Raw genomic sequence first — 17,209 nt, 5'->3', positions numbered from 1 at the left:
ACGCGAGGACCGCCGCCCCCGCCCCGGGACCCTATGGGGTGAGCTTCTCCATCGCCTTCGCGATCCGCTTCTCCGAGACCGGCGTGGGCGTGCCGAGCGTCTGGGCGAAGAAGCTCACCCTCAGCTCCTCGATCATCCACCGGATCTCCACCACGTCAGGATCTCCCCGCCGCGCCGGATGCAGCTTGTCCAGCAGGTCGTGGTAGTCGTCCTCGACCTTGTGGACCCGGTCCATCCACTCCTGGTCGCGCCACGGATCCTCGGGGAGCTTCGTGAGGCGGCGCTCGATGGCCCGGATGTAGCGGAGGAGGTCGGACAGGCGGCGGTGGCCCGTGGCCGTGACGAAGCCCGGGTGGATCAGATGGCCGAGCTGGTCGCGGATGTCGTCCGTGGCGGCGCTCGGGCGGAGGGCGGCCAGCCGGGAATTCACCTCGTGCCAGACCGACAGGATCTGCTCCACCTTCGCCAGCACGTCCGCCGCCGTGTCGTAGAGGTTGGCCCGGACGTGCTGGTAGAGGCGGTCGAAGGCGACCGGGTCCCACGCCGCGCCGCCGACGTCGAGCATCAGCTTGTCGACGGCCGCGTTGACGACGTCGTCGAACAACGCCACCGCCCCGCCGTGCGGGCTGCGCGACAACGCCAGCTTGGCCTGGTTGGACAGGCCGCCGAGCAGGGACTTGGCCGGGTTGGTGACGTTGAGGAGCAGCAGCCGCCGCACCCCGGGCCAGTGGGAGCGGCGCTGCTCGGCCTCCGTCTCGAAAATCTTGATCGACACCGAGTCGCCCGCGTCCACCAGCGCCGGATAGCCCTTCATCCGGCCCTGCTCGAACACCTTCGGCAGCCGGCCGAAGCTCCACGTGTGCAGGCCCGTCTGCTCCAGGTCGTCGCCGGCCTGCGACAGCGTCTGGCGCAGTCGCGGGGCGAGGCGGCGCTTGAGCGCGTCGAGGTCTTTGTCCTCGGCCACCGTGCGCTTGCGCTCGTCGATGATCCGGTATGTGATCCGCAGGTGGTCGGGCACCTGGTCGAGCTGCCAGGCGTCCCGTGGCACGCGTATGCCCGTGAGCCGCAGCAGCTCACGCTCCACGGCCTCCAGCAGCGGCTCCCCGCCCGGCTTGACGGCGGCCAGCACCTGCTTGGCGTAGTTGGGGGCGGGCACGAAGTTGCGGCGCAGGTTCTTCGGCAGTGAGCGGATCAACGCGGTGATCAGCTCCTCGCGCAGGCCGGGGATCTGCCAGTCGAAGCCGTCGGAGCTGACCTGGTTGAGCACCTGGAGCGGCACGTGCACGGTCACGCCGTCGGCGTCCGCGCCCGGCTCGAACTGGTAGGTCAGCTTCATCCGCTGCCCCAGCTGCTTCCAGGTGTCGGGGTAGTCGCGGGCGCTCACGTCGGCGCCCTCGTTGACCAGCATCTCGGGCGAGAACGTCAGCAGGTCGGGCGTCTCCTGCCTGGCCTTCTTCCACCAGGAGTCGAAGTGGCGGGCGGAGACCACGTCGGCGGGTATGCGCTGGTCGTAGAAGTCGAACAGCGTCTCGTCGTCGACCAGGATGTCGCGGCGGCGGGCGCGGTTCTCCAGCTCCTCGACCTCCTCCAGGAGCCGGCGGTTGTCCTTGAGGAAGCGGTGGTGGGTGTCCCAGTCGCCCTCGACCAGGGCGTGCCGTATGAACAGCTCGCGAGACAGGTCGGGGTCGATGCGGCCGTAGTTGACCTTGCGGCCGACCACGAGCGGCACGCCGTAGAGCGTGACCTTCTCCAGGGCGATCACCGCGCCCTGGTTCTTCTCCCAGTGCGGCTCGGAGTAGGTGCGCTTGACGAGGTGCTGGGCGAGCGGCTCGACCCAGTCAGGCTCGATCTTGGCGTTGACCCGGGCCCAGAGGCGCGAGGTCTCGACCAGCTCGGCCGACATGACCCACTGCGGCTGCTTCTTGGCCAGCGACGAGCCGGGGAAGATGGCGAAGCGGGCGTTGCGGGCGCCGATGTACTCCTGGATCGGGCGGCGCCCGTCGGCGCCGCGCTTCTCCATGGCGTCCTTGACGCCGATGTGCGACAGCAGCCCGACGAGCAGGGACGCGTGCACGTGGTGGGGGTCGGCGGGCGCGCTGTTGGGCTGGACGCCGAGCGACTGGCGCAGCTGGCTGTAGATGTCCTGCCACTCGCGTACGCGCAGGTAGTTGAGGAACTCGGCCTTGCAGAGCCTCCTGAACGCGCTGGAGGACAACTCCTTCTGCCTGTCGCGCAGGTAGTTCCACAGGTTGAGGTAGGCCATGAAGTCCGACTCGGGGTCGGCGAAGCGGCGGTGCTTCTCGTCGGCCTGCTGCTGCTTGTCGCTGGGCCGCTCGCGCGGATCCTGGATGGACAGGGCGGCGGCGATCACCATGACCTCGCGCAGGCAGCCGTTCTTCTCCGCCTCCAGCACCATGCGGCCCAGGCGCGGGTCGACCGGCAGGCCGGCCAGCTTGCGGCCGATGGGCGTGAGCTTGCCGTGGGCGTCGAACGCGCCCAGCTCGTGCAGCAGGTTGACGCCGTCCTTGACCTGGCGGCGGTCCGGCGGCTCGACGAAGGGGAACGCCTCGATGTCGCCGAGCCCGATCGAGGTCATCTGGAGGATGACGGACGCCAGGTTGGTGCGCAGGATCTCGGGGTCGGTGAACTCGGGCCGGTTGAGGAAGTCCTCCTCCTCGTACAGCCGGATGCAGATGCCGTCGGAGGTGCGGCCCGAGCGGCCCTTGCGCTGGTTGGCGCTCGCCTGCGAGATGGCCTCGATGGGCAGGCGCTGCACCTTGGTGCGGTGGCTGTAGCGGGAGATGCGGGCGTAGCCGGGGTCGACGACGTATTTGATGCCCGGGACCGTGAGCGAGGTCTCGGCGACGTTGGTGGCCAGGACGATGCGGCGACCGGTGTGGCGCTGGAAGACGCGGTGCTGCTCGGCGGCGCTGAGCCTGGCGTAGAGCGGGAGGATCTCGGTGTTGCGGAACTCGGCCTTGGTGAGGGCGTCGGCGGCGTCGCGGATCTCCCGCTCGCCGGAGAGGAAGACGAGGATGTCGCCGGGGCCCTCGGCGATCAGCTCCTGGCAGGCGTCGACGATGCCCTGCGTCTGGTCGTCGTCCTCGTCGAGCGGCCGGTAGCGGACCTCGACGGGGTAGGTGCGGCCGGAGACCTCGACGATCGGCGCGTCGTCGAAGTGGCGGGAGAACCGCTCGGGGTCGATCGTGGCGCTGGTGATGACGACCTTGAGGTCGGGGCGTTTGGGAAGGAGCTGTTTCAGGTAGCCGAGGATGAAGTCGATGTTGAGGCTGCGCTCGTGGGCCTCGTCGATGATCAGCGTGTCGTACTGGTCGAGCATGCGGTCGTTCTGCAGCTCGGCCAGCAGGATGCCGTCGGTCATGAGCTTGACCAGGGTGCGGTCGCTCGCCTGGTCGGTGAAGCGGACCTTGTAGCCGACGACCTCGCCCAGCGGGGTGCCGAGCTCCTCGGCGATGCGCTCGGCGACCGTGCGGGCGGCGATGCGGCGGGGCTGGGTGTGGCCGATCAGGCCGCGTACGCCGCGGCCGAGCTCGAGGCAGATCTTGGGGATCTGTGTGGTCTTGCCCGACCCCGTCTCGCCGGCGATGATCACGACCTGGTGGTCGCGGATGACCTCGAGGATGTCGTCTTTGCGCTGCGAGACCGGCAGGTTTTCCGGATATTTCACGACTGGTACGGCTTCGCGGCGCCGTACCAGTCGTTGCTCGGCCCGCTCCACGTCGGCCAGGATCTCCGCAACGATCTTGTCCCGGGTGTCGCGGGAGCGCACCCGGCGCATGCCGTCGAGCCTGCGCCGCAGCCGCCGCTGGTCGCGCGGCATGAGCTCGGGCAGGCGGGACTGGAGGTCGGCGAGTGGAGAGGACAAGGAAGACGTTCCCATACTGCTTTCAGGATATTTGAGCCCCGCTTCCCCGGAGCCAACCGCCCATGGTGCCCGACCGCGCCGCCCCGCGCATCCCAATATCGCCTCAGCCGTCGTGCACGGTGATCATGTAGCCCTCGGGGTCGGCGAAGGAGAACGTGCGGCCGAACGGCCCGTCGACCGGCGGCGCCACGACCTGGACGCCCGCCGCGGCCAGCTCGTCGTGGAGCCGCTGGGCGTCGTCGCTCTTGAGCCAGAGCGCCACGCCGGCGCCCGGGTGCTCGGGCAGTTCGACGCCGGGCAGCGGCTCGCGCACGGCGAACGGGATGGGCTCGGTCGCGAACACGACCGCGTGCGGCGGCCCGGAGGGATCGCGCTTGAGGCCGAGGCGCGTCTCGTAGAACGCGGCCGCCTTGTCGAGGTCGCGGACCTGCAGGGCGACGAAGTCGACTCCGGTGACGGTCATGGGGGGCTCCTTTGCGATGTCAGGACTTTGACATAGGGAAGCATATGTCAAAATCCTGACATGACGCAAGAAGACCTCGGCCGTAGCATCGGCTACCAGCTCAAGCGGGTGCAGGCGGCGCTGCGGGCCGCCATGGACGGCGCGCTGCGCCGGCACGGGCTCACCACGCCTCAGTACGCATGCCTGGAGCTGCTCGGGCAGCGGCCCGGGCTGTCGAACGCCGAGCTGGCGCGCGGCGCGTTCGTGACGCGGCAGTCGATGAACGTGGTGCTGCGCAACCTCCAGGAGGCCGGGCTGGTGGACCGCCCCTCGACGGCCGCGTCGGGCCGCGCCCTGGAGACCCGGCTGACGGCCGCCGGGGAGCGACTCCTGGAGGCGGCCAGGGCCGACGTGACGGCGATCGAGCGCCGCATGACGGCCTTCCTGACCACCGCCCAGGCGGAGGCGCTCCTGATCCAGCTGGAGGCGATGGCCGAGGCCCTGCAGGAGTGACGGTTCAGGGCCGCGCGGCGAGGGCCGCGCCGATGATGCCCGCCTCGTTCTGGAGCATGGCCGGCTCCACGGGGGTGCTGAGCGTGATGTGCGGGAGGAACTTGGCGGCCTTCTTGCTCACTCCCCCGCCGATCACGATCAACGCCGGCGAGAAGAGCATCTCGACGTGCTCCAGGTATTCCTGCACCCGCTCGGCCCACGTCTCCCAGCTCAGCTCGTGCTCCTCCCGGGCCCGCGCCGAGGCCCGGTGCTCGGCGTCCTTGCCGTGCAGTTGAAGGTGTCCCAGCTCGGTGTTGGGCACCAGCCTCCCGTCGATGAACAACGCGCTGCCGATCCCCGTCCCGAACGTCAGCATCAGCACGGTGCCCCGCTGCTCGCGCCCGCAGCCGAACCTCATCTCGGCGACCCCGGCGGCGTCGGCGTCGTTGAGCACGCTCGCCCCGCCGAACAACGCGGCCGCGTCCACGCCGATCCACGAGCGGTCGACGTTGGCGGCCGACCGCACGACGCCGTCCACGACGACACCGGGAAACGTGACGCCGACCGGGCCGGTCCAGTCGAAATGCTTGACGATGTCCGCCACCGCGCCGGCCACTTCCCCCGGCGCGGACGGCTGCGGCGTGGGGACGCGCAGGCGCTCCTCGACCAGGCGGCCGGCCTCGGTGTCCACCGGGGCGCCCTTGATCCCCGAACCGCCGATGTCGATGCCCAAGACGTTCATGCTCCTCCTTCTCCCCGCATGACACGGAGAAACTCACCTCTCGATATTTCCAGCAACCCCGGATGAACCCGCCTCCGGCCCTCCGCGTATCTCGCGTCACAAGCGCTAACTAGGAGGCACCGGATGCGGCCACGCATCATCACACTCTGCGCTGTTGCGGTCGTCTTGGGAGCGACTCTCACCACTCCCGCACACGCCACCACCAGGACTCTTTTCGACGTGCACAGCCTTGTGTCGGATGTTCAGGGCAAGGCCCAGGTCACCGACCCCAAGGTCGTCAACCCGTGGGGCCTGGCCATGGGCAAGACGCTGTGGGTCTCCAACACCGGCACCGGCACCGCCACCGTCTACTCGGGCACAGGCCAGAAAGAGCAGACCGAGGTGTGGATCCCCGGCGGAGCCCCCACCGGCCAGGTGTTCAACGACGGCGAAGGCTTCACCGTGAAGGGCAAGCCCGCCACCTTCATCTTCTCCAGCCCGAGCGGCGCCATCACCGGCTGGAACGCCGAGGTGGACCCGAAGAACGCGATCATCGCGGCGTTCACGCGCGGCGCCGACTATAAGGGCCTGGAGCTCGTCCGGACCGAGGACGACGAGGAATTCCTGCTGGCCGCCGACTTCGCCGGCGGCCGCATCCACGCCTTCGACGACGACTTCCGGCGCATCCGCCTCGGGCGCACGCAGTTCCACGACCGCGCCCTGCCGGAGGGCTACCACGCCTACAACGTGGCGGTGGCCCACGGCAGCGTCTGGGTGGCCTACGCGCTGCGCGACCCGTCCACCGGCAAGCCGGTCTTCGGCAACGGCAAGGGCTTCGTGAGCCGCTTCAACGCCTCCGGCCGCCTCACCGGCCGCATCTCCAGAGTCGGGCTCAACGCCCCCTGGGGCATCACCGAGGCCCCGAAGGGCTGGGGCAGCCCGTACGCCGGCGCGCTGCTGATCGGCAACTTCGGCGACGGCACCGTGCACGCGTACAAGCGCAACCGTCACCTCGGGGCGCTGCGTGACGGCAACGGCAAGCCGATCGTGCTGCCGGGCCTGTGGGACCTGGAGCCGGGCACCGCGGCCGTCGGCGGCGAGAAGTCCCTGTGGTTCTCCGCCGGCATCGACGGCACCAAGCACGGCCTGATCGGCGTCATCTCCCCGCAGGGTGTGAAGCCGACGTCCACGGGCGGCGGCACGGGATCCAGCTCGTCCTCCACTCCCACGCCGACGAACCATCCGTCCGGCCACCAGTCGAGCGCCCCTTCTACCTCGCCGTCCTCCCAGAATCCGTACGGCGGGTACTAGACAGGCGCTCTCACGCCGCCGCCCCCTGTCTGGCGAGGAGCGCAGCTCGCCGACAGAAGGCGGGGGGCGGCGGTCCCCCGACGTTTCCGGCGCGGTTGGCGCGAGCCGCGCCGGAAACAAACCACTGCGTGAATGAACGATCCTTCAGTGAATGGCTCCGGGAGCAGTGCGAACCGGAGTGGACGGCGGTCGTGACGCACCCGTTCGCCATGGCGATCACGACGGGCACGGCGGCCGACGACGACATGCGGCGCTACCTGGAGCAGGACTTCCAGTTCGTGGACTCCTTCACGGCCCTGCTCGGTGCGGCCGTGGCGAGCGCCGACACGTTCGAGGCGCGGGTGCCGTACGGGAAGTTCCTCGGGCAGGTGGCGACCACCGAGGAGAAGACGTATTTCCACCGGGCGCTGGCGGAGCTGGGCGGGCGGACGGAGGTGCCGCTGGAGCCGGTGACCGTGGCGTTCCGGGAGCTCATGGACGAGGTGCGGGCCCGGCAGGACTACCTGCTGATCGCCGCGGTGCTGTGCGTGGCCGAGTGGTGTTACCTAGGCTGGGCGTCGCGGGCCGAGGAGCCGCTGCCCGAAAGCTTCGTGCACCGGGAGTGGATCGAGCTGCACGAGGGCGCGGAGTTCCGGGGGTGGGTCGCGTTCCTGCGCGGCGAGCTGGACCGGCTCGGCGCAGGGCTCGACGAGGCGCGGCGGCAGGAGGTCCTGAGCGTGTTCCGCCGGGCCGTCGAGCTGGAACGGGCCTTCTTCGACATGGCCCTGGGCCGGGGCTAGGGGAGCACGGCCGCCAGGTCCGCGATCGTGCGGTAGTGGACGCCGGTCATGCCGAGCGCCCTGGCGGCCTCCACGTTCGGGAGCCGGTCGTCGACGAACAGGCAGCGCTCCGGCGGGGCGCCGGCGCGCTCGGCGGCGATCTCGTAGATGCGCCGGTCGGGCTTGGCCACGCCGACCCTGGCGCTGCTGACCACGTCGTCGGCGAAATACGTGAGCCCCAGCCGGTCGAGCTGCTCCTCGATCTTGTCCATGGCGTTGGTCACGATCACCACGGGCACGTACTGCTGAACGCGGGCCAGCAGCGCCCTGACCTCCTCGTCCACCCAGTAACGGATCTGCGCGAACTCGGCGACGGCGCGGCGGGCGCGGTCGTCGCCGCCCAGCGCCACCACGATCGACTCGAACCACTGCTCCTCGGTGACCTGGCCCAGCGTGGGAGGCATGATCAGCTCGGGGTCGAGAGCGGTCTTCATGAGCGGGAGGCCGTAGCGGGCCTCGATGTCGGCCTGGGCGGCATGATCGAAATGGCGCAGAACGCCGTCGAGGTCGGTGAGTACCGCGGCAAAGGGGATCACAACCGTTTATTTTCGCCTACCGCCGACGGTGTCGGGGCGACCGGCCGCACTACCATCTCCGAGACAGGATTCGGTATCGGAACGGTAGGGCATGAACGATCACCGGCTGCCACGTGAGCTGTGCCGGCTGTTCCCCGACGGCGGCGGGGGGCGGAGGCTGGGCGCCTCCCTGCCCCCGGGCGACGTGGTCTGGCCCGATCCCGGATACACCCGGCAGGGTGAGGCGGCCAGGCCGGCGTTCTGGATGAGCGACGGTCACGCGACCGGCGAGGACTGGGCGCGCCTGCGGGAGTGGCATCCGCACAGCGGGCTGTGGCCGCTGCTGCTGGACGAGTCGGCGCAGCCCTGGGGGGTCGGGCAGGTCGTGCCGGACGATCCCCGCCAGATCGACCACTTCACCGCCGAGGGCTTCATGGCCGAGGTGTGGCAGGAGTGGGTGGCGCAGATGCCGCCGGACGCGCTGGACGAGCTGGAGCCGTACGGCGCGATCTGCCCGGGGCTCGCGCCGCCCGGCGTGCTCAAGGCCGACCCGGAGGCGGTCGCCGACTGGTACGCCGGCCAGCTGGCCGCCAAGGGCATGCCGCTCGGCCTGGTCGCGGCGGCCAGGGGTGCCGACGCGCTGGCGGTCATGGGCTGGCAGGGCGCGCTGCACCACAACGAGTGGATGGTGCCGATGGCGGCCGTGGTGCGCAGCTGGGAGGACAGGTTCGGGGCGCGGGTGGTGAGCGTCGGGTTCAACACGCTGGACCTGAGCGTCGCCGCACCGCCGGTCGATCACGAGCACGCGCTGCACGTGGCGGCCGAGCACTGGACGTTCTGCCCGGACAACGTCGTCCAGGGCCCCGGTGACCTCCAGGGCTACGCCGAGCAGATCATCGGCGGACACGCATGGTCATTCTGGTGGGACTAAATGCTAAGTAAAGGTCCTTTACGCTACCTTTAGCTCTCGTGTCCTGGGGAGATCTGACGCCGGAGTTGCTCCACTCCTCCGTCTGGGCCGACGGGCTGGTGGAGTCGGCGGGCATCCCCGTCTACGACATGCCGCTGGTGTCGGTGGGCGGTGGCCTGGGTTCGTTCACACTGGTGGACGTGCTGCGCATTCGCGGCGTGGCGACGTCGGCCATGCGGGTGCTGTCGACCAGCGACACGCCCTGGCAGACGTGGGAATACCTGACGCGCGTGTCGCAGCTGCCGGCCCATGAGCGCATCCGCTCGGACTCGGGCGCCCGGCCGGACAACATCTGGGGCTTCCCGTCGTACGCGGTGCAGGAGGCGTGGCAGGAACGTTCCCTCAAGCCGCTGCTCCAGGTGCTCACCGAGCCGATCCTGGCCGACTTCTACAGCCCGAAGGCCGGGATGGTCACGTGGACCGTGAAGCGCGAGGCCGACCGCATCGGCTACTGGGAGATGCTGGTCAAGGGCCAGGTCCGCATGGTCAGGAAGCGGCTGGGCGGGGGCTACTTCACCGTGCTGACCCCGCCGCCCGGCACCTCGCCGACCAAGCGGGTGGCGCTGCGCTCCCACTACGTGCACCTGGCCGTCGGCTATCCGGGGCTGAAGTTCCTCGACGACCTGCAGGAGTTCCGGCAGCGGCAGAACGAGCGCTATCGCGTGGTCAACGCCTACGAGCCGCACGAGCACGTCTACGACCAGCTCCGTAAGCGGCCGGGCGTGGTGGTCGTGCGGGGCGCCGGGATCGTGGCCTCGCGCGTGCTGCAGCGGCTCATGGACGACAGGGAGCGGTACGGGCTGCAGACCCAGATCGTGCACCTCTTCCGCACGTACGTCACCGGGTCGCACGGGCCGCACCTGTTCATGCGGCGCAAGGGCGGCGACGGATGGGCCTACCAGGCGTTCACCATGCCGAAGTCGGCGTTCGGCGGCCAGCTGAAGGCCCAGTTCCGCAAGGCGTCGCCCGAGCGGCGGGCCGAGCTGGCCAAGGTGGTCGCGGGGACCACCACGCCGAAGCTTGCCCGCTGGCAGGAGCAGATGCACCGGGCCAGGCAGGGCCGCTGGTACCACCCGGTGCAGGCGGTGGTCGAGCACATCGCCCAGCAGCCGGACGGCCGGCTGGTCACCCACACGCGCAGCGCGAACTCGGCGGGCATGCAGTACGTCTCCGACTTCATCATCGACTGCACCGGGCTCGAGGCCGACATGCCGGAGCACCGCGTGCTCGACGACCTGCTCAAGCACGGCGGCGCGCGGCCCAACAAGGCGGGGCGGCTCCAGGTGGGCCCGAACTTCGAGGTGCTCGGCGCGGAGAACGGGGACGGCGTGCTCTATGCCTCGGGCGCGGCCACCGCGGGCAACCACTTCCTGGCCGTGGACAGCTTCCTCGGCATGCAGACCGCCGCCCTCGACATCGCCGACGACCTGGCCGGACGCGGGTTCTGCAAGGGGCTGGGGCCGGTCAGGTCGCTGTCGCAGTGGCTCAAGTGGGCGGCGAACAGGAGGCTCGCGTGATCCCCACGCTCGCCGGACGCGTGCAGACCCGGCTCTTCGTGCTGGCCACGGTGGGGGTGGTGCTGACCGCGCTGCTCACCCTGCTGCTGCCGATGTCCTTCGCCGACGCCTATCTCGTGCTGCTGGCCGTCGCCGTGGTCGGCGTCGGCTGGGAGCTGCTCTACCACCTGCTGATGCAGTTCCGCTGGGACAAGGACTGGCCGACGATGTTCGGCCTCCTCACGGCGGTGCCGGAGGGGCTGCTCATGTGGGTGCTGCTGGACCTCGACCTGGTGCCGGGCGTCGAGGGACCGGTGTCGTGGTGGGCGTTCGCGGTGATGTTCACCGTCGTCTGGCTGGGCCAGTGGCTGTTCGTCAACGGGCCCATGCGGGTGCTGTTCGTCAAGTGGCGGCTTCGGGGCGGCCGCTTGTTGTGATCGCTCGAAAGGAGCGGCGCAGGGCCGGCCGAGGGCACGGCCGGCTCACCGGCCGAAAACCCTCGGTCGCGACCTGGCCTGTATTCAGGGAATGCAGGCCACGGCGCCGTAATTTCCGGAGGAACTCGGTTCTTCGAGACAGGCGCCGTCGTGGCCGTCCGGCCGCCACTCCGGGACCCACACCAATCCCGGATCGACGAGCACCAGACCCTCGAGCAGCGCCTCGACCTCCTCCCGGCCGCGAATGGCGTGTCCGGGCAGCGTCATCGCCAGCAGCTCATGAATGGCCGTCAGCAACTCCGGAGGAATGGCGTCGAACGTGGTCTGCAATAAGGACAGATAACTCCCTTCCGGCACCGCCTGCCTGATGCGCTTGATCACGTAATGGAAGTACTCGTCGTCGTTCACGCTGTGAGTCGACAACAACAGAACGGCCACGGGCCGGTCCCACTCCAGGAACGTCTGGACGACCCTGTCATCGAGGATGTCGTCGATCTCGCGCACATCGCCCTCTACAACGCGCACGAGGTCGGTGACGGGCTCGATGGTCGCCCGCGCCCCGGCCAGCACCATGGGGTCGTTCTCCACGTAGACCACCCGGGGCGCCGCTGCGCCCAGGGCGTCACGTGCCACGTCGTGCAACTGCCTGCCCGCGGGCAGGCCGCTGGGAACGCCGCTGCCGACGATCAGGAACTGATCCACTCCCTCGGACGCCAGCCAACGGACCACGCGGCATAGATATTGGAGCACGGCCCGCGCGGCCGTCGTCGTGACGGGAGCAGCCTGGTCGTAGCGGCGCACCGCGTCCCTGTCCGCTACGAAGTTGTTCTTTCCACCCGCCGCGGCGTCGAGAATCCGGGTGACACTTGCTTGGGTCATCTCCAGCTTCGCCAGGTTTCGGATGGCACGCTGACGCATTGAGTGTTGCCCCTTTCCCCTCGCCCACTATCTCGGGAAAAGCTGATCCTTGCGGACCCCACTCGATGACCCAGACCATATGATCCTCGCTGCCAGCGAGAACACAACACGAAAAGCCATTAGTTTTGGGTATATCTGCGTAACCCGAACTCGCGCATAAACGATCAGTCAAGCGGGAAAGAGATCACTTTCCCAGTGAACGCGAGAGCCTTTCGAGGTGCGAATTCAGCATCTCGACGGTCTCCTCGCGCGTGGTGGTCGTCACCGAGAGCTTGGTGAACGCCTGGTGGTACGCCTCGACCGCGGCGGTGTCGGTGATCAGCTCGTCGGACTCGATGCCGTGCGCGCAGGCGATGTCGGGCTCGAACGCCTCGGCGAAGCGCCAGAGCGTGAAGGGGCCGGTGCGCGGCACGTACGCGGGGTCGTCGATCGGCACCACGTGCAGCGAGACGTTGGGCCGCTTCGCCTGGTCCATCAGCATCTCCAGCTGGCGCAGCTGGACGTGCGGCCCGACGATCGAGCGCATGAGCACGCTCTCGTCGATCACGGCCCACACCACGACGCCACTCTCGCGGCTCAGGGCCTCCTGCCTGGCCATGACGAGGGCCAGCGCCTCGTCGACCGTCGGCTGCCCGAGGGTGGCGGGGCCGGCCGCGGTGATCGCGGCCCTGGCGTATTCCTCGGTCTGCAGCAGCGGCGGGACGAACTGGCTGTGGAAGGTGCGGATCAGCGTGGCGCGCTGCTCCAGGGCGTAGGTGGCGGCCAGCCAGACGGGGATGGAGTGCGCGTCGTACCAGGCGGCCTCGCGCTCTCCCCGAGCGAGGGACAGCACGTATTCGCGGATGGGCGGCGAGGCGATGCCGTAGACGGTGAGCAGGCGCTCGACGGTGATCGGCGCGGGGGCGATGCGACCCTCCTCGATGGCGGGGATCGCGGCGGCGCCCTTGCCGATCGCGGTCACGACCTGCTCCACGGACAGCTGCGCGGCCAGGCGCAGGCCGTGCAGCCGGCGGCCGAGCGCCCGGCGCTGCGGCCCGCTCAGCGGCGCGGCGGCGTCGGGGATGTCGGAGGCGGGCTCGTGCTCCTCGGGCAGGCCCTCGGCCTTGCGGGCGAGCTCGACCACGCCGCGCAGCACGGCCAGGGAGCTCTCGGACAGCCCCGAGGCGGACAGGCCGATCGTGGCCGCCCGCAGCTGCAGATCCTCGACGGCGCCCGACTCCAGGTGGTCGTCGCCCACCAGCCAGCCCACGCTCACCTGAAGGCAGGAGGCCAGCGCCCGGAGCACCTGGAGGGTCGGGTTGGTCTGCTTGCCGGTGCGCAGCTGGCTGACGTAGGCACGCGTGATGGGGATGCCGGCCTCCGTCAGGGCGGAGGCGACCTGCGCGCCGGTGAAGCCGCGCTTGGTCAGCGCGAGATCGAGCCGCTCGGCGAAGTTCGCCACGGCGCACACCTCCTACCGCCCGTGAACTTTTCCAGCGTAAGGGACGCGGGCCCCACTGTCCCCTGCCATGCGGGCCAGCTCTGCCCCGCGGGCTGGTATCAACATATGCGGAAACTGTGAGTTGACATAGTCCTGGGTAAGAGCGGACTATCAGAGCACGTGGTAACTGTGGCTTAACAGTCACGAGGTTCTGGAGAGTTTCCCCGACGAGGAGGTGGCCGGACGTGACCATGAATTCCTCGGGCAGTTCCTGGTTCATCGACGATCCGGTCTCTCCCGGGCAAGAGCAGGTGGTCCAGCGCATCTGTGCGCGTGTGGCCGGGCCTGTGATCGGGCCGGACGTCCACGTGGCCGGCCTGCCCCTCGGCGGGGTCCAGGTGTGGCTGGACAGCCCCCGTCACCGTTGGCGCTTCTATCACCGGATGGCCCGCGAGCTGCGGCTGGCCGGCTGGCACACGGAGACGGGCCCCGATCGGCTGCTGTTGCTGGGGTGGAGCTCCGTCTGCCTGAGCCACCGCGTCAGGATGCTGAGCGCGGCCCTCGCGGGGCGGCTGTCCGATTTCGACGAGACGGCGTTCACGGCCGTCATGACCGCCACCCGGCTGCGCCACGCGGGGTTCCCGGCAGAGGAACTTCCGGCCGAGGTGGAGACCCGCTGCAGTGACGCGTTGCGCTGGCCCGCCCGGCTGGCCGACCTCGACGGCCTCGAACGCAGGTCGTCGCTGGAGCCGATGAGACTCCGCCTCGCCCAGGTGGCCGGGCTGGAGTCCAAGGTGAACCGTCGCTGCGGCGAGCACCTCGCGCTCGCCTCGAAGGTCGCGCGCACGGTGGCCGGCGGTGCGGTGCCGGCCCGATCGTGCGCCTCCGGACCGCGGGCGGGGCTGACGGAGCGGATGGTCGGTGTCAGCGTGCCCAACCTGGCCATGAGCGCAGGGACGGCGCGATGACAGCGACCCCCTTGACGCTGGCCCCGGCGCTCCCCCACCCCCTCGGCACCGTGCGGCACGTGCCCGACCTAGTCGGCGCGGTGCTGTCGGCCAGCGCGGTAGCGGCTGGCGTGCTGGCCGTCTCAAGGGGTAGCGCCTGGGGCTGGCTTACTCGCGGCCCCACGTGGGCGGCGGGCGCGTCGCGCCTGCCCTCTAAGGGCGTCGGCGCGGCCGCTTTCGCCGTGCCGCCCACGGGGTCGCCTTACCAGGACGGGGCCGCCCGCGCGGCGCGGCCCCCCTCCACGTTGAAAGCCGCCGGCACGGGGGTGGTGCTGGGTGGGGCGATCGGCGTGACGGGCGCCACGGTGCTGATCGACCGGCCATTCCCACATGGGCCGGCGCCCGGGCACGCCTCCGTGTCGGCGGCCGTCCTGAGGGCCGCCGTTCTGCTCGCCGCCACGGCGCTGGTGCGGGTCGCCGGGGCGTCGGGCCGTGAGACCGACCATCGATCTCAACGCTCGGCGGCAGGAGAGGAGCCGGCGATCACCCGCCGGCTCCTCGCCGAGCCGCGCGAGCCCTCCGACCACGTATGGAGCGCGGCCGAGGCCCGCTCCGCCACAAGCGACTCCCGAGTCGTCAACCCGCGATAGACAGGAGCGAACATGCTCGCCGACGAGATGCGCAGGTCGCAACCCCACGAAGTTCACATGCGCGGCATCCGGCCGGCCGCGCCGCCGCCCCGGGGCGAGGACCGGGACGACGACAGACCAGCGCGTACCGTGCACCGGCTGCGCCGCATCCGCCAGGTGTCCGTGCAGGCCATCAACGAGATCGACCAGGCGCTGCGCCACCGCGCCTCTTGAGCCCCCCGCCCTTCTTCCCCCTCGCTGGAGGAGACCCCCAATGCGCACCGGTTCGGTGAGCCGCGGCAGGGTGGGCGTGATCGTGGCGCCCGCGAACCCGTCGGCGGAGCCAGAGCTGACCCGCCTGTTCGGGTCGCGTGCCGACATGCACGTCGCCCGCCTCCCCGCACGGCCCGGCCTGCCGCTGGCCGAACGGCTGGAGAGCTACAACGACGACCTGCCGGTCATGCTGTACGCGTTCGACGGCCTGCCGCTGAACGCGATGGTCATGGCCTGCAGCGAACCCCGCTACCTGCTCGGCCCCGACGAGGACCGCGACCAGTGCGCCCGGCTGAGCGACGCGGCCGGCGTGCCGTTCGCCTCGGCCACGCTGGCCACGCGCGAGGCGATGGAGCACGTCGGGGTGAGCGACATCGTGCTCGTGTCGCCGTACCAGCCGTGGCTGACGGAGCTGGCCGAGCGGTTCTGGAAGACCACCGGCCTGACCGTCACCCAGGTGGTGCAGGTGCGGGCCAAGGACGGCTACTCCTCGTACGGGGTCACCCCGGCCGAGCTGATCGACCAGGTGGAGCTGGCCGAGCCACCGGGGGACGCGGTGCTGCTGTTCACCGGCACCGGCATCCCCACGCTGCCCGTGCTGGCGCCGCTCAGCACCGGCAACGACCGCCTGCTGCTCACCTCCAACCTCTGCACGGCCTGGTGGGCCCTGTCGCGGGCCGTCGGGCAGCACGTGACGCTCAGCCGCGTGCCCCACCGCCGCCCTATGGCGGCTCCAAGGGTGGCGCACACGGGAGGCAGGGCATGAACGGCGTCATCGTGGTGGGAGCGGGTCCCGCGGGCCTGACCGCGGCGCTGTCGCTGGCCAAGGCGGGGATCCCGGTCACCGTGCTGGAACGCGAGAGCGAGCTGCCCGGGCAGCCGCGTGCCTGCACCTTCCATCCGGCCACGCTCGACCTGCTCGACGAGCTCGGCGTGGCCGCCCAGCTCGTCGCCAAGGGCCGCGTGGTCGACCGGGTCCAGTGGCGGGACCGATCCGGGATCGTGCTGGCCGAGATGGGCATGAACCGGCTGGACGGCCTGACCAGGCATCCGTTCAGGATCCACGCCGACCAGGCCGCGCTCACCCCGCTGCTGCTCGCCGCGCTCGGCGATTACCCCGACGTCGACGTGCGGTTCGGCACCCGCGTGGACGGTGTGGCCGAAGGCGGCACAGGGATCCGGGTCCGCGTCGGCCACACCTGGACGCGGGCCCGGTACATGATCGCCGCCGACGGCGCGCACAGCACGGTCCGTGGCTCGCTGGGGCTGCCGTTCCCCAGGTCCGCATACCCGATGCAGGCGCTGCGGGTGTTCACGAACTCGCCGCTGGATCGGCTGCTGCCGAGCATGGCGCCGCTGACGTACGTGCGGGACGTGCAGCAGTCGTGCACGCTGCTGGCGCTGCCCGACCACTGGCGGATCATCTTCAAGATCCCGGTCGACTCGCACGAGCCGCTGTCCCCGGGGAACCTGTCGCTGATGATCCGTAGGGCGCTGCCGGGCGCCACCGAGCCGATCCACGTGACGGGCGCCGACCGGTTCGCCCTGTCGCGAGGCGTGCTGACCTCGTACCGATGCGGGCGCGTCATGTTCGTCGGCGACGCCGCGCACCTCACGTCCACGGTCGGCGGGCTCAACATGAACGCGGGCATCCACGACGCGGCCGAGGTCGGCCAGGTGATCGCAGCGGTGATCGGCGGGTTCGCCCCGCCGGCGGCGCTGGAGGCATGGGCCTGGCGGCGGCGCTCGGTGCTGATGCAGCGGGTGGTCCCGCGCGGGGAGGCCCGGCTGGCCGGCGTGCGCGAGCACGACAGCGCGCGGCTGGCCGCCGCCATGGCGGGGCTGCGGGCGATCGCCGGCGACCCCGACGCGACCCGGGCGTACCTCGCCCAGGCCTCTCTGCTGGACACCGTGCCGGGAAAGACGTGAGCTCT

General features: G+C 70.4%; 17 protein-coding genes. 11 read left to right on the top strand and 6 right to left on the bottom strand.

Going from position 1 to position 17,209, the window contains the following annotated elements; translation table 11 throughout:
• Positions 1-31: 31 nt before the first annotated feature.
• Together hrpA and ID574_RS02560 are read right to left on the bottom strand one after the other, a co-directional pair.
• The gene (gene hrpA, locus ID574_RS02565; RefSeq protein ID WP_188187133.1) at positions 32-3,901 is read right to left on the bottom strand and encodes an ATP-dependent RNA helicase HrpA; all 3,870 of its coding nucleotides are present in this window, start codon (positions 3,899-3,901) and stop codon (positions 32-34) included.
• 88 nt (positions 3,902-3,989) lie between these two features.
• A complete protein-coding gene (locus ID574_RS02560) occupies positions 3,990-4,349 on the bottom strand; it encodes a VOC family protein (RefSeq protein WP_188187132.1) in 360 nt (119 codons plus the stop codon).
• 60 nt (positions 4,350-4,409) lie between these two features.
• Between ID574_RS02560 and ID574_RS02555 the strand changes: the two genes are divergently transcribed.
• The gene (locus tag ID574_RS02555) at positions 4,410-4,841 is read left to right on the top strand and encodes a MarR family winged helix-turn-helix transcriptional regulator (protein ID WP_188187131.1); all 432 of its coding nucleotides are present in this window, start codon (positions 4,410-4,412) and stop codon (positions 4,839-4,841) included.
• Between the two features lie 4 nt (positions 4,842-4,845).
• Here ID574_RS02555 and ppgK read toward each other — a convergent pair whose 3' ends face one another.
• The gene (gene ppgK / locus ID574_RS02550) at positions 4,846-5,562 is read right to left on the bottom strand and encodes a polyphosphate--glucose phosphotransferase (protein WP_188187130.1); all 717 of its coding nucleotides are present in this window, start codon (positions 5,560-5,562) and stop codon (positions 4,846-4,848) included.
• Between the two features lie 219 nt (positions 5,563-5,781).
• On the opposite strand from ppgK, the gene ID574_RS02545 reads away from it, so the two are divergent.
• Positions 5,782-6,852 (top strand): TIGR03118 family protein, encoded by a 1,071-nt coding sequence (locus ID574_RS02545; RefSeq protein ID WP_188187129.1) that lies wholly within the window; start codon positions 5,782-5,784, stop codon positions 6,850-6,852.
• Positions 6,853-6,980: 128 nt separating this feature from the next.
• Entirely contained in the window at positions 6,981-7,631 is a 651-nt protein-coding gene (locus ID574_RS02540) for a TenA family protein (protein ID WP_188187128.1), read from the top strand.
• Here the strand turns inward: ID574_RS02540 and ID574_RS02535 are convergent.
• On the bottom strand, positions 7,628-8,206 hold the full coding sequence (locus ID574_RS02535; protein WP_188187127.1) for an HAD family hydrolase: 579 nt from the start codon (positions 8,204-8,206) through the stop codon (positions 7,628-7,630). The two genes, ID574_RS02540 and ID574_RS02535, sit on opposite strands and share 4 nt — an antisense overlap.
• Positions 8,207-8,297: 91 nt before the next feature.
• On the opposite strand from ID574_RS02535, the gene ID574_RS02530 reads away from it, so the two are divergent.
• Genes ID574_RS02530 through ID574_RS02520 form a run of 3 tightly spaced genes read left to right on the top strand, consistent with a single transcriptional unit; the run spans position 8,298 to position 11,088 of the window.
• Positions 8,298-9,116 (top strand): DUF4253 domain-containing protein, encoded by an 819-nt coding sequence (locus ID574_RS02530; RefSeq protein ID WP_188187126.1) that lies wholly within the window; start codon positions 8,298-8,300, stop codon positions 9,114-9,116.
• 38 nt (positions 9,117-9,154) lie between these two features.
• Positions 9,155-10,672: a hypothetical protein gene (locus ID574_RS02525; RefSeq protein ID WP_188187125.1), complete on the top strand. Its 1,518-nt coding sequence runs from the start codon at positions 9,155-9,157 to the stop codon at positions 10,670-10,672.
• On the top strand, positions 10,669-11,088 hold the full coding sequence (locus ID574_RS02520) for a hypothetical protein (protein WP_188187124.1): 420 nt from the start codon (positions 10,669-10,671) through the stop codon (positions 11,086-11,088). The genes ID574_RS02525 and ID574_RS02520 overlap by 4 nt, the downstream gene beginning before the upstream one ends.
• Positions 11,089-11,172: 84 nt before the next feature.
• On the opposite strand, the gene ID574_RS02515 is transcribed toward ID574_RS02520, so the two are convergent.
• Together ID574_RS02515 and ID574_RS02510 are read right to left on the bottom strand one after the other, a co-directional pair.
• A complete protein-coding gene (locus ID574_RS02515) occupies positions 11,173-12,006 on the bottom strand; it encodes an SAM-dependent methyltransferase (RefSeq protein ID WP_223166294.1) in 834 nt (277 codons plus the stop codon).
• 184 nt (positions 12,007-12,190) lie between these two features.
• Entirely contained in the window at positions 12,191-13,447 is a 1,257-nt protein-coding gene (locus ID574_RS02510) for a helix-turn-helix domain-containing protein (RefSeq protein WP_188187123.1), read from the bottom strand.
• Between the two features lie 224 nt (positions 13,448-13,671).
• Here ID574_RS02510 and ID574_RS02505 point away from each other — a divergent pair, with 224 nt between their 5' ends.
• From ID574_RS02505 to ID574_RS02485, 5 genes are read left to right on the top strand one after another with little or no spacing between them, the layout of a single operon-like run.
• Positions 13,672-14,394, top strand: coding sequence for a hypothetical protein (locus ID574_RS02505; protein ID WP_188187122.1), 723 nt, complete (start codon positions 13,672-13,674; stop codon positions 14,392-14,394).
• Positions 14,391-15,023 carry a hypothetical protein gene (locus ID574_RS02500; protein ID WP_188187121.1) on the top strand — a complete coding sequence of 211 codons (633 nt, stop codon included), beginning with the start codon at positions 14,391-14,393 and terminating at the stop codon, positions 15,021-15,023. The genes ID574_RS02505 and ID574_RS02500 overlap by 4 nt, the downstream gene beginning before the upstream one ends.
• A 12-nt stretch (positions 15,024-15,035) precedes the next feature.
• Positions 15,036-15,236, top strand: a complete 201-nt coding sequence (locus ID574_RS02495; RefSeq protein WP_188187120.1) for a hypothetical protein — start codon at positions 15,036-15,038, stop codon at positions 15,234-15,236.
• A 40-nt stretch (positions 15,237-15,276) separates the two neighbouring features.
• Positions 15,277-16,041: a maleate cis-trans isomerase family protein gene (locus ID574_RS02490; RefSeq protein WP_188187119.1), complete on the top strand. Its 765-nt coding sequence runs from the start codon at positions 15,277-15,279 to the stop codon at positions 16,039-16,041.
• Complete coding sequence (locus ID574_RS02485) at positions 16,038-17,204, top strand: FAD-dependent oxidoreductase (RefSeq protein ID WP_188187118.1); 1,167 nt, start codon at positions 16,038-16,040, stop codon at positions 17,202-17,204. Before ID574_RS02490 ends, ID574_RS02485 begins: the two co-directional genes overlap by 4 nt.
• Positions 17,205-17,209 lie beyond the last annotated feature (5 nt).

It is taken from the genome of Nonomuraea sp. SYSU D8015, assembly GCF_008065375.1.
Classification (GTDB): domain Bacteria; phylum Actinomycetota; class Actinomycetes; order Streptosporangiales; family Streptosporangiaceae; genus Nonomuraea.
This window is presented reverse-complemented; position numbering and strand designations above follow the sequence as displayed.

What these genes read in the sequence shown, in the direction of transcription:
- hrpA (WP_188187133.1), bottom strand. Translation starts at nt 3,901, where the DNA reads ATGGGAACGTCTTCCTTGTCCTCTCCACTCGCCGACCTCCAGTCCCGC.
- ID574_RS02560 (WP_188187132.1), bottom strand. Translation starts at nt 4,349, where the DNA reads ATGACCGTCACCGGAGTCGACTTCGTCGCCCTGCAGGTCCGCGACCTC.
- ID574_RS02555 (WP_188187131.1), top strand. Translation starts at nt 4,410, where the DNA reads ATGACGCAAGAAGACCTCGGCCGTAGCATCGGCTACCAGCTCAAGCGG.
- ppgK (WP_188187130.1), bottom strand. Translation starts at nt 5,562, where the DNA reads ATGAACGTCTTGGGCATCGACATCGGCGGTTCGGGGATCAAGGGCGCC.
- ID574_RS02530 (WP_188187126.1), top strand. Translation starts at nt 8,298, where the DNA reads ATGAACGATCACCGGCTGCCACGTGAGCTGTGCCGGCTGTTCCCCGAC.
- ID574_RS02515 (WP_223166294.1), bottom strand. Translation starts at nt 12,006, where the DNA reads ATGCGTCAGCGTGCCATCCGAAACCTGGCGAAGCTGGAGATGACCCAA.
- ID574_RS02500 (WP_188187121.1), top strand. Translation starts at nt 14,391, where the DNA reads ATGACAGCGACCCCCTTGACGCTGGCCCCGGCGCTCCCCCACCCCCTC.
- ID574_RS02495 (WP_188187120.1), top strand. Translation starts at nt 15,036, where the DNA reads ATGCTCGCCGACGAGATGCGCAGGTCGCAACCCCACGAAGTTCACATG.
- ID574_RS02490 (WP_188187119.1), top strand. Translation starts at nt 15,277, where the DNA reads ATGCGCACCGGTTCGGTGAGCCGCGGCAGGGTGGGCGTGATCGTGGCG.
- ID574_RS02485 (WP_188187118.1), top strand. Translation starts at nt 16,038, where the DNA reads ATGAACGGCGTCATCGTGGTGGGAGCGGGTCCCGCGGGCCTGACCGCG.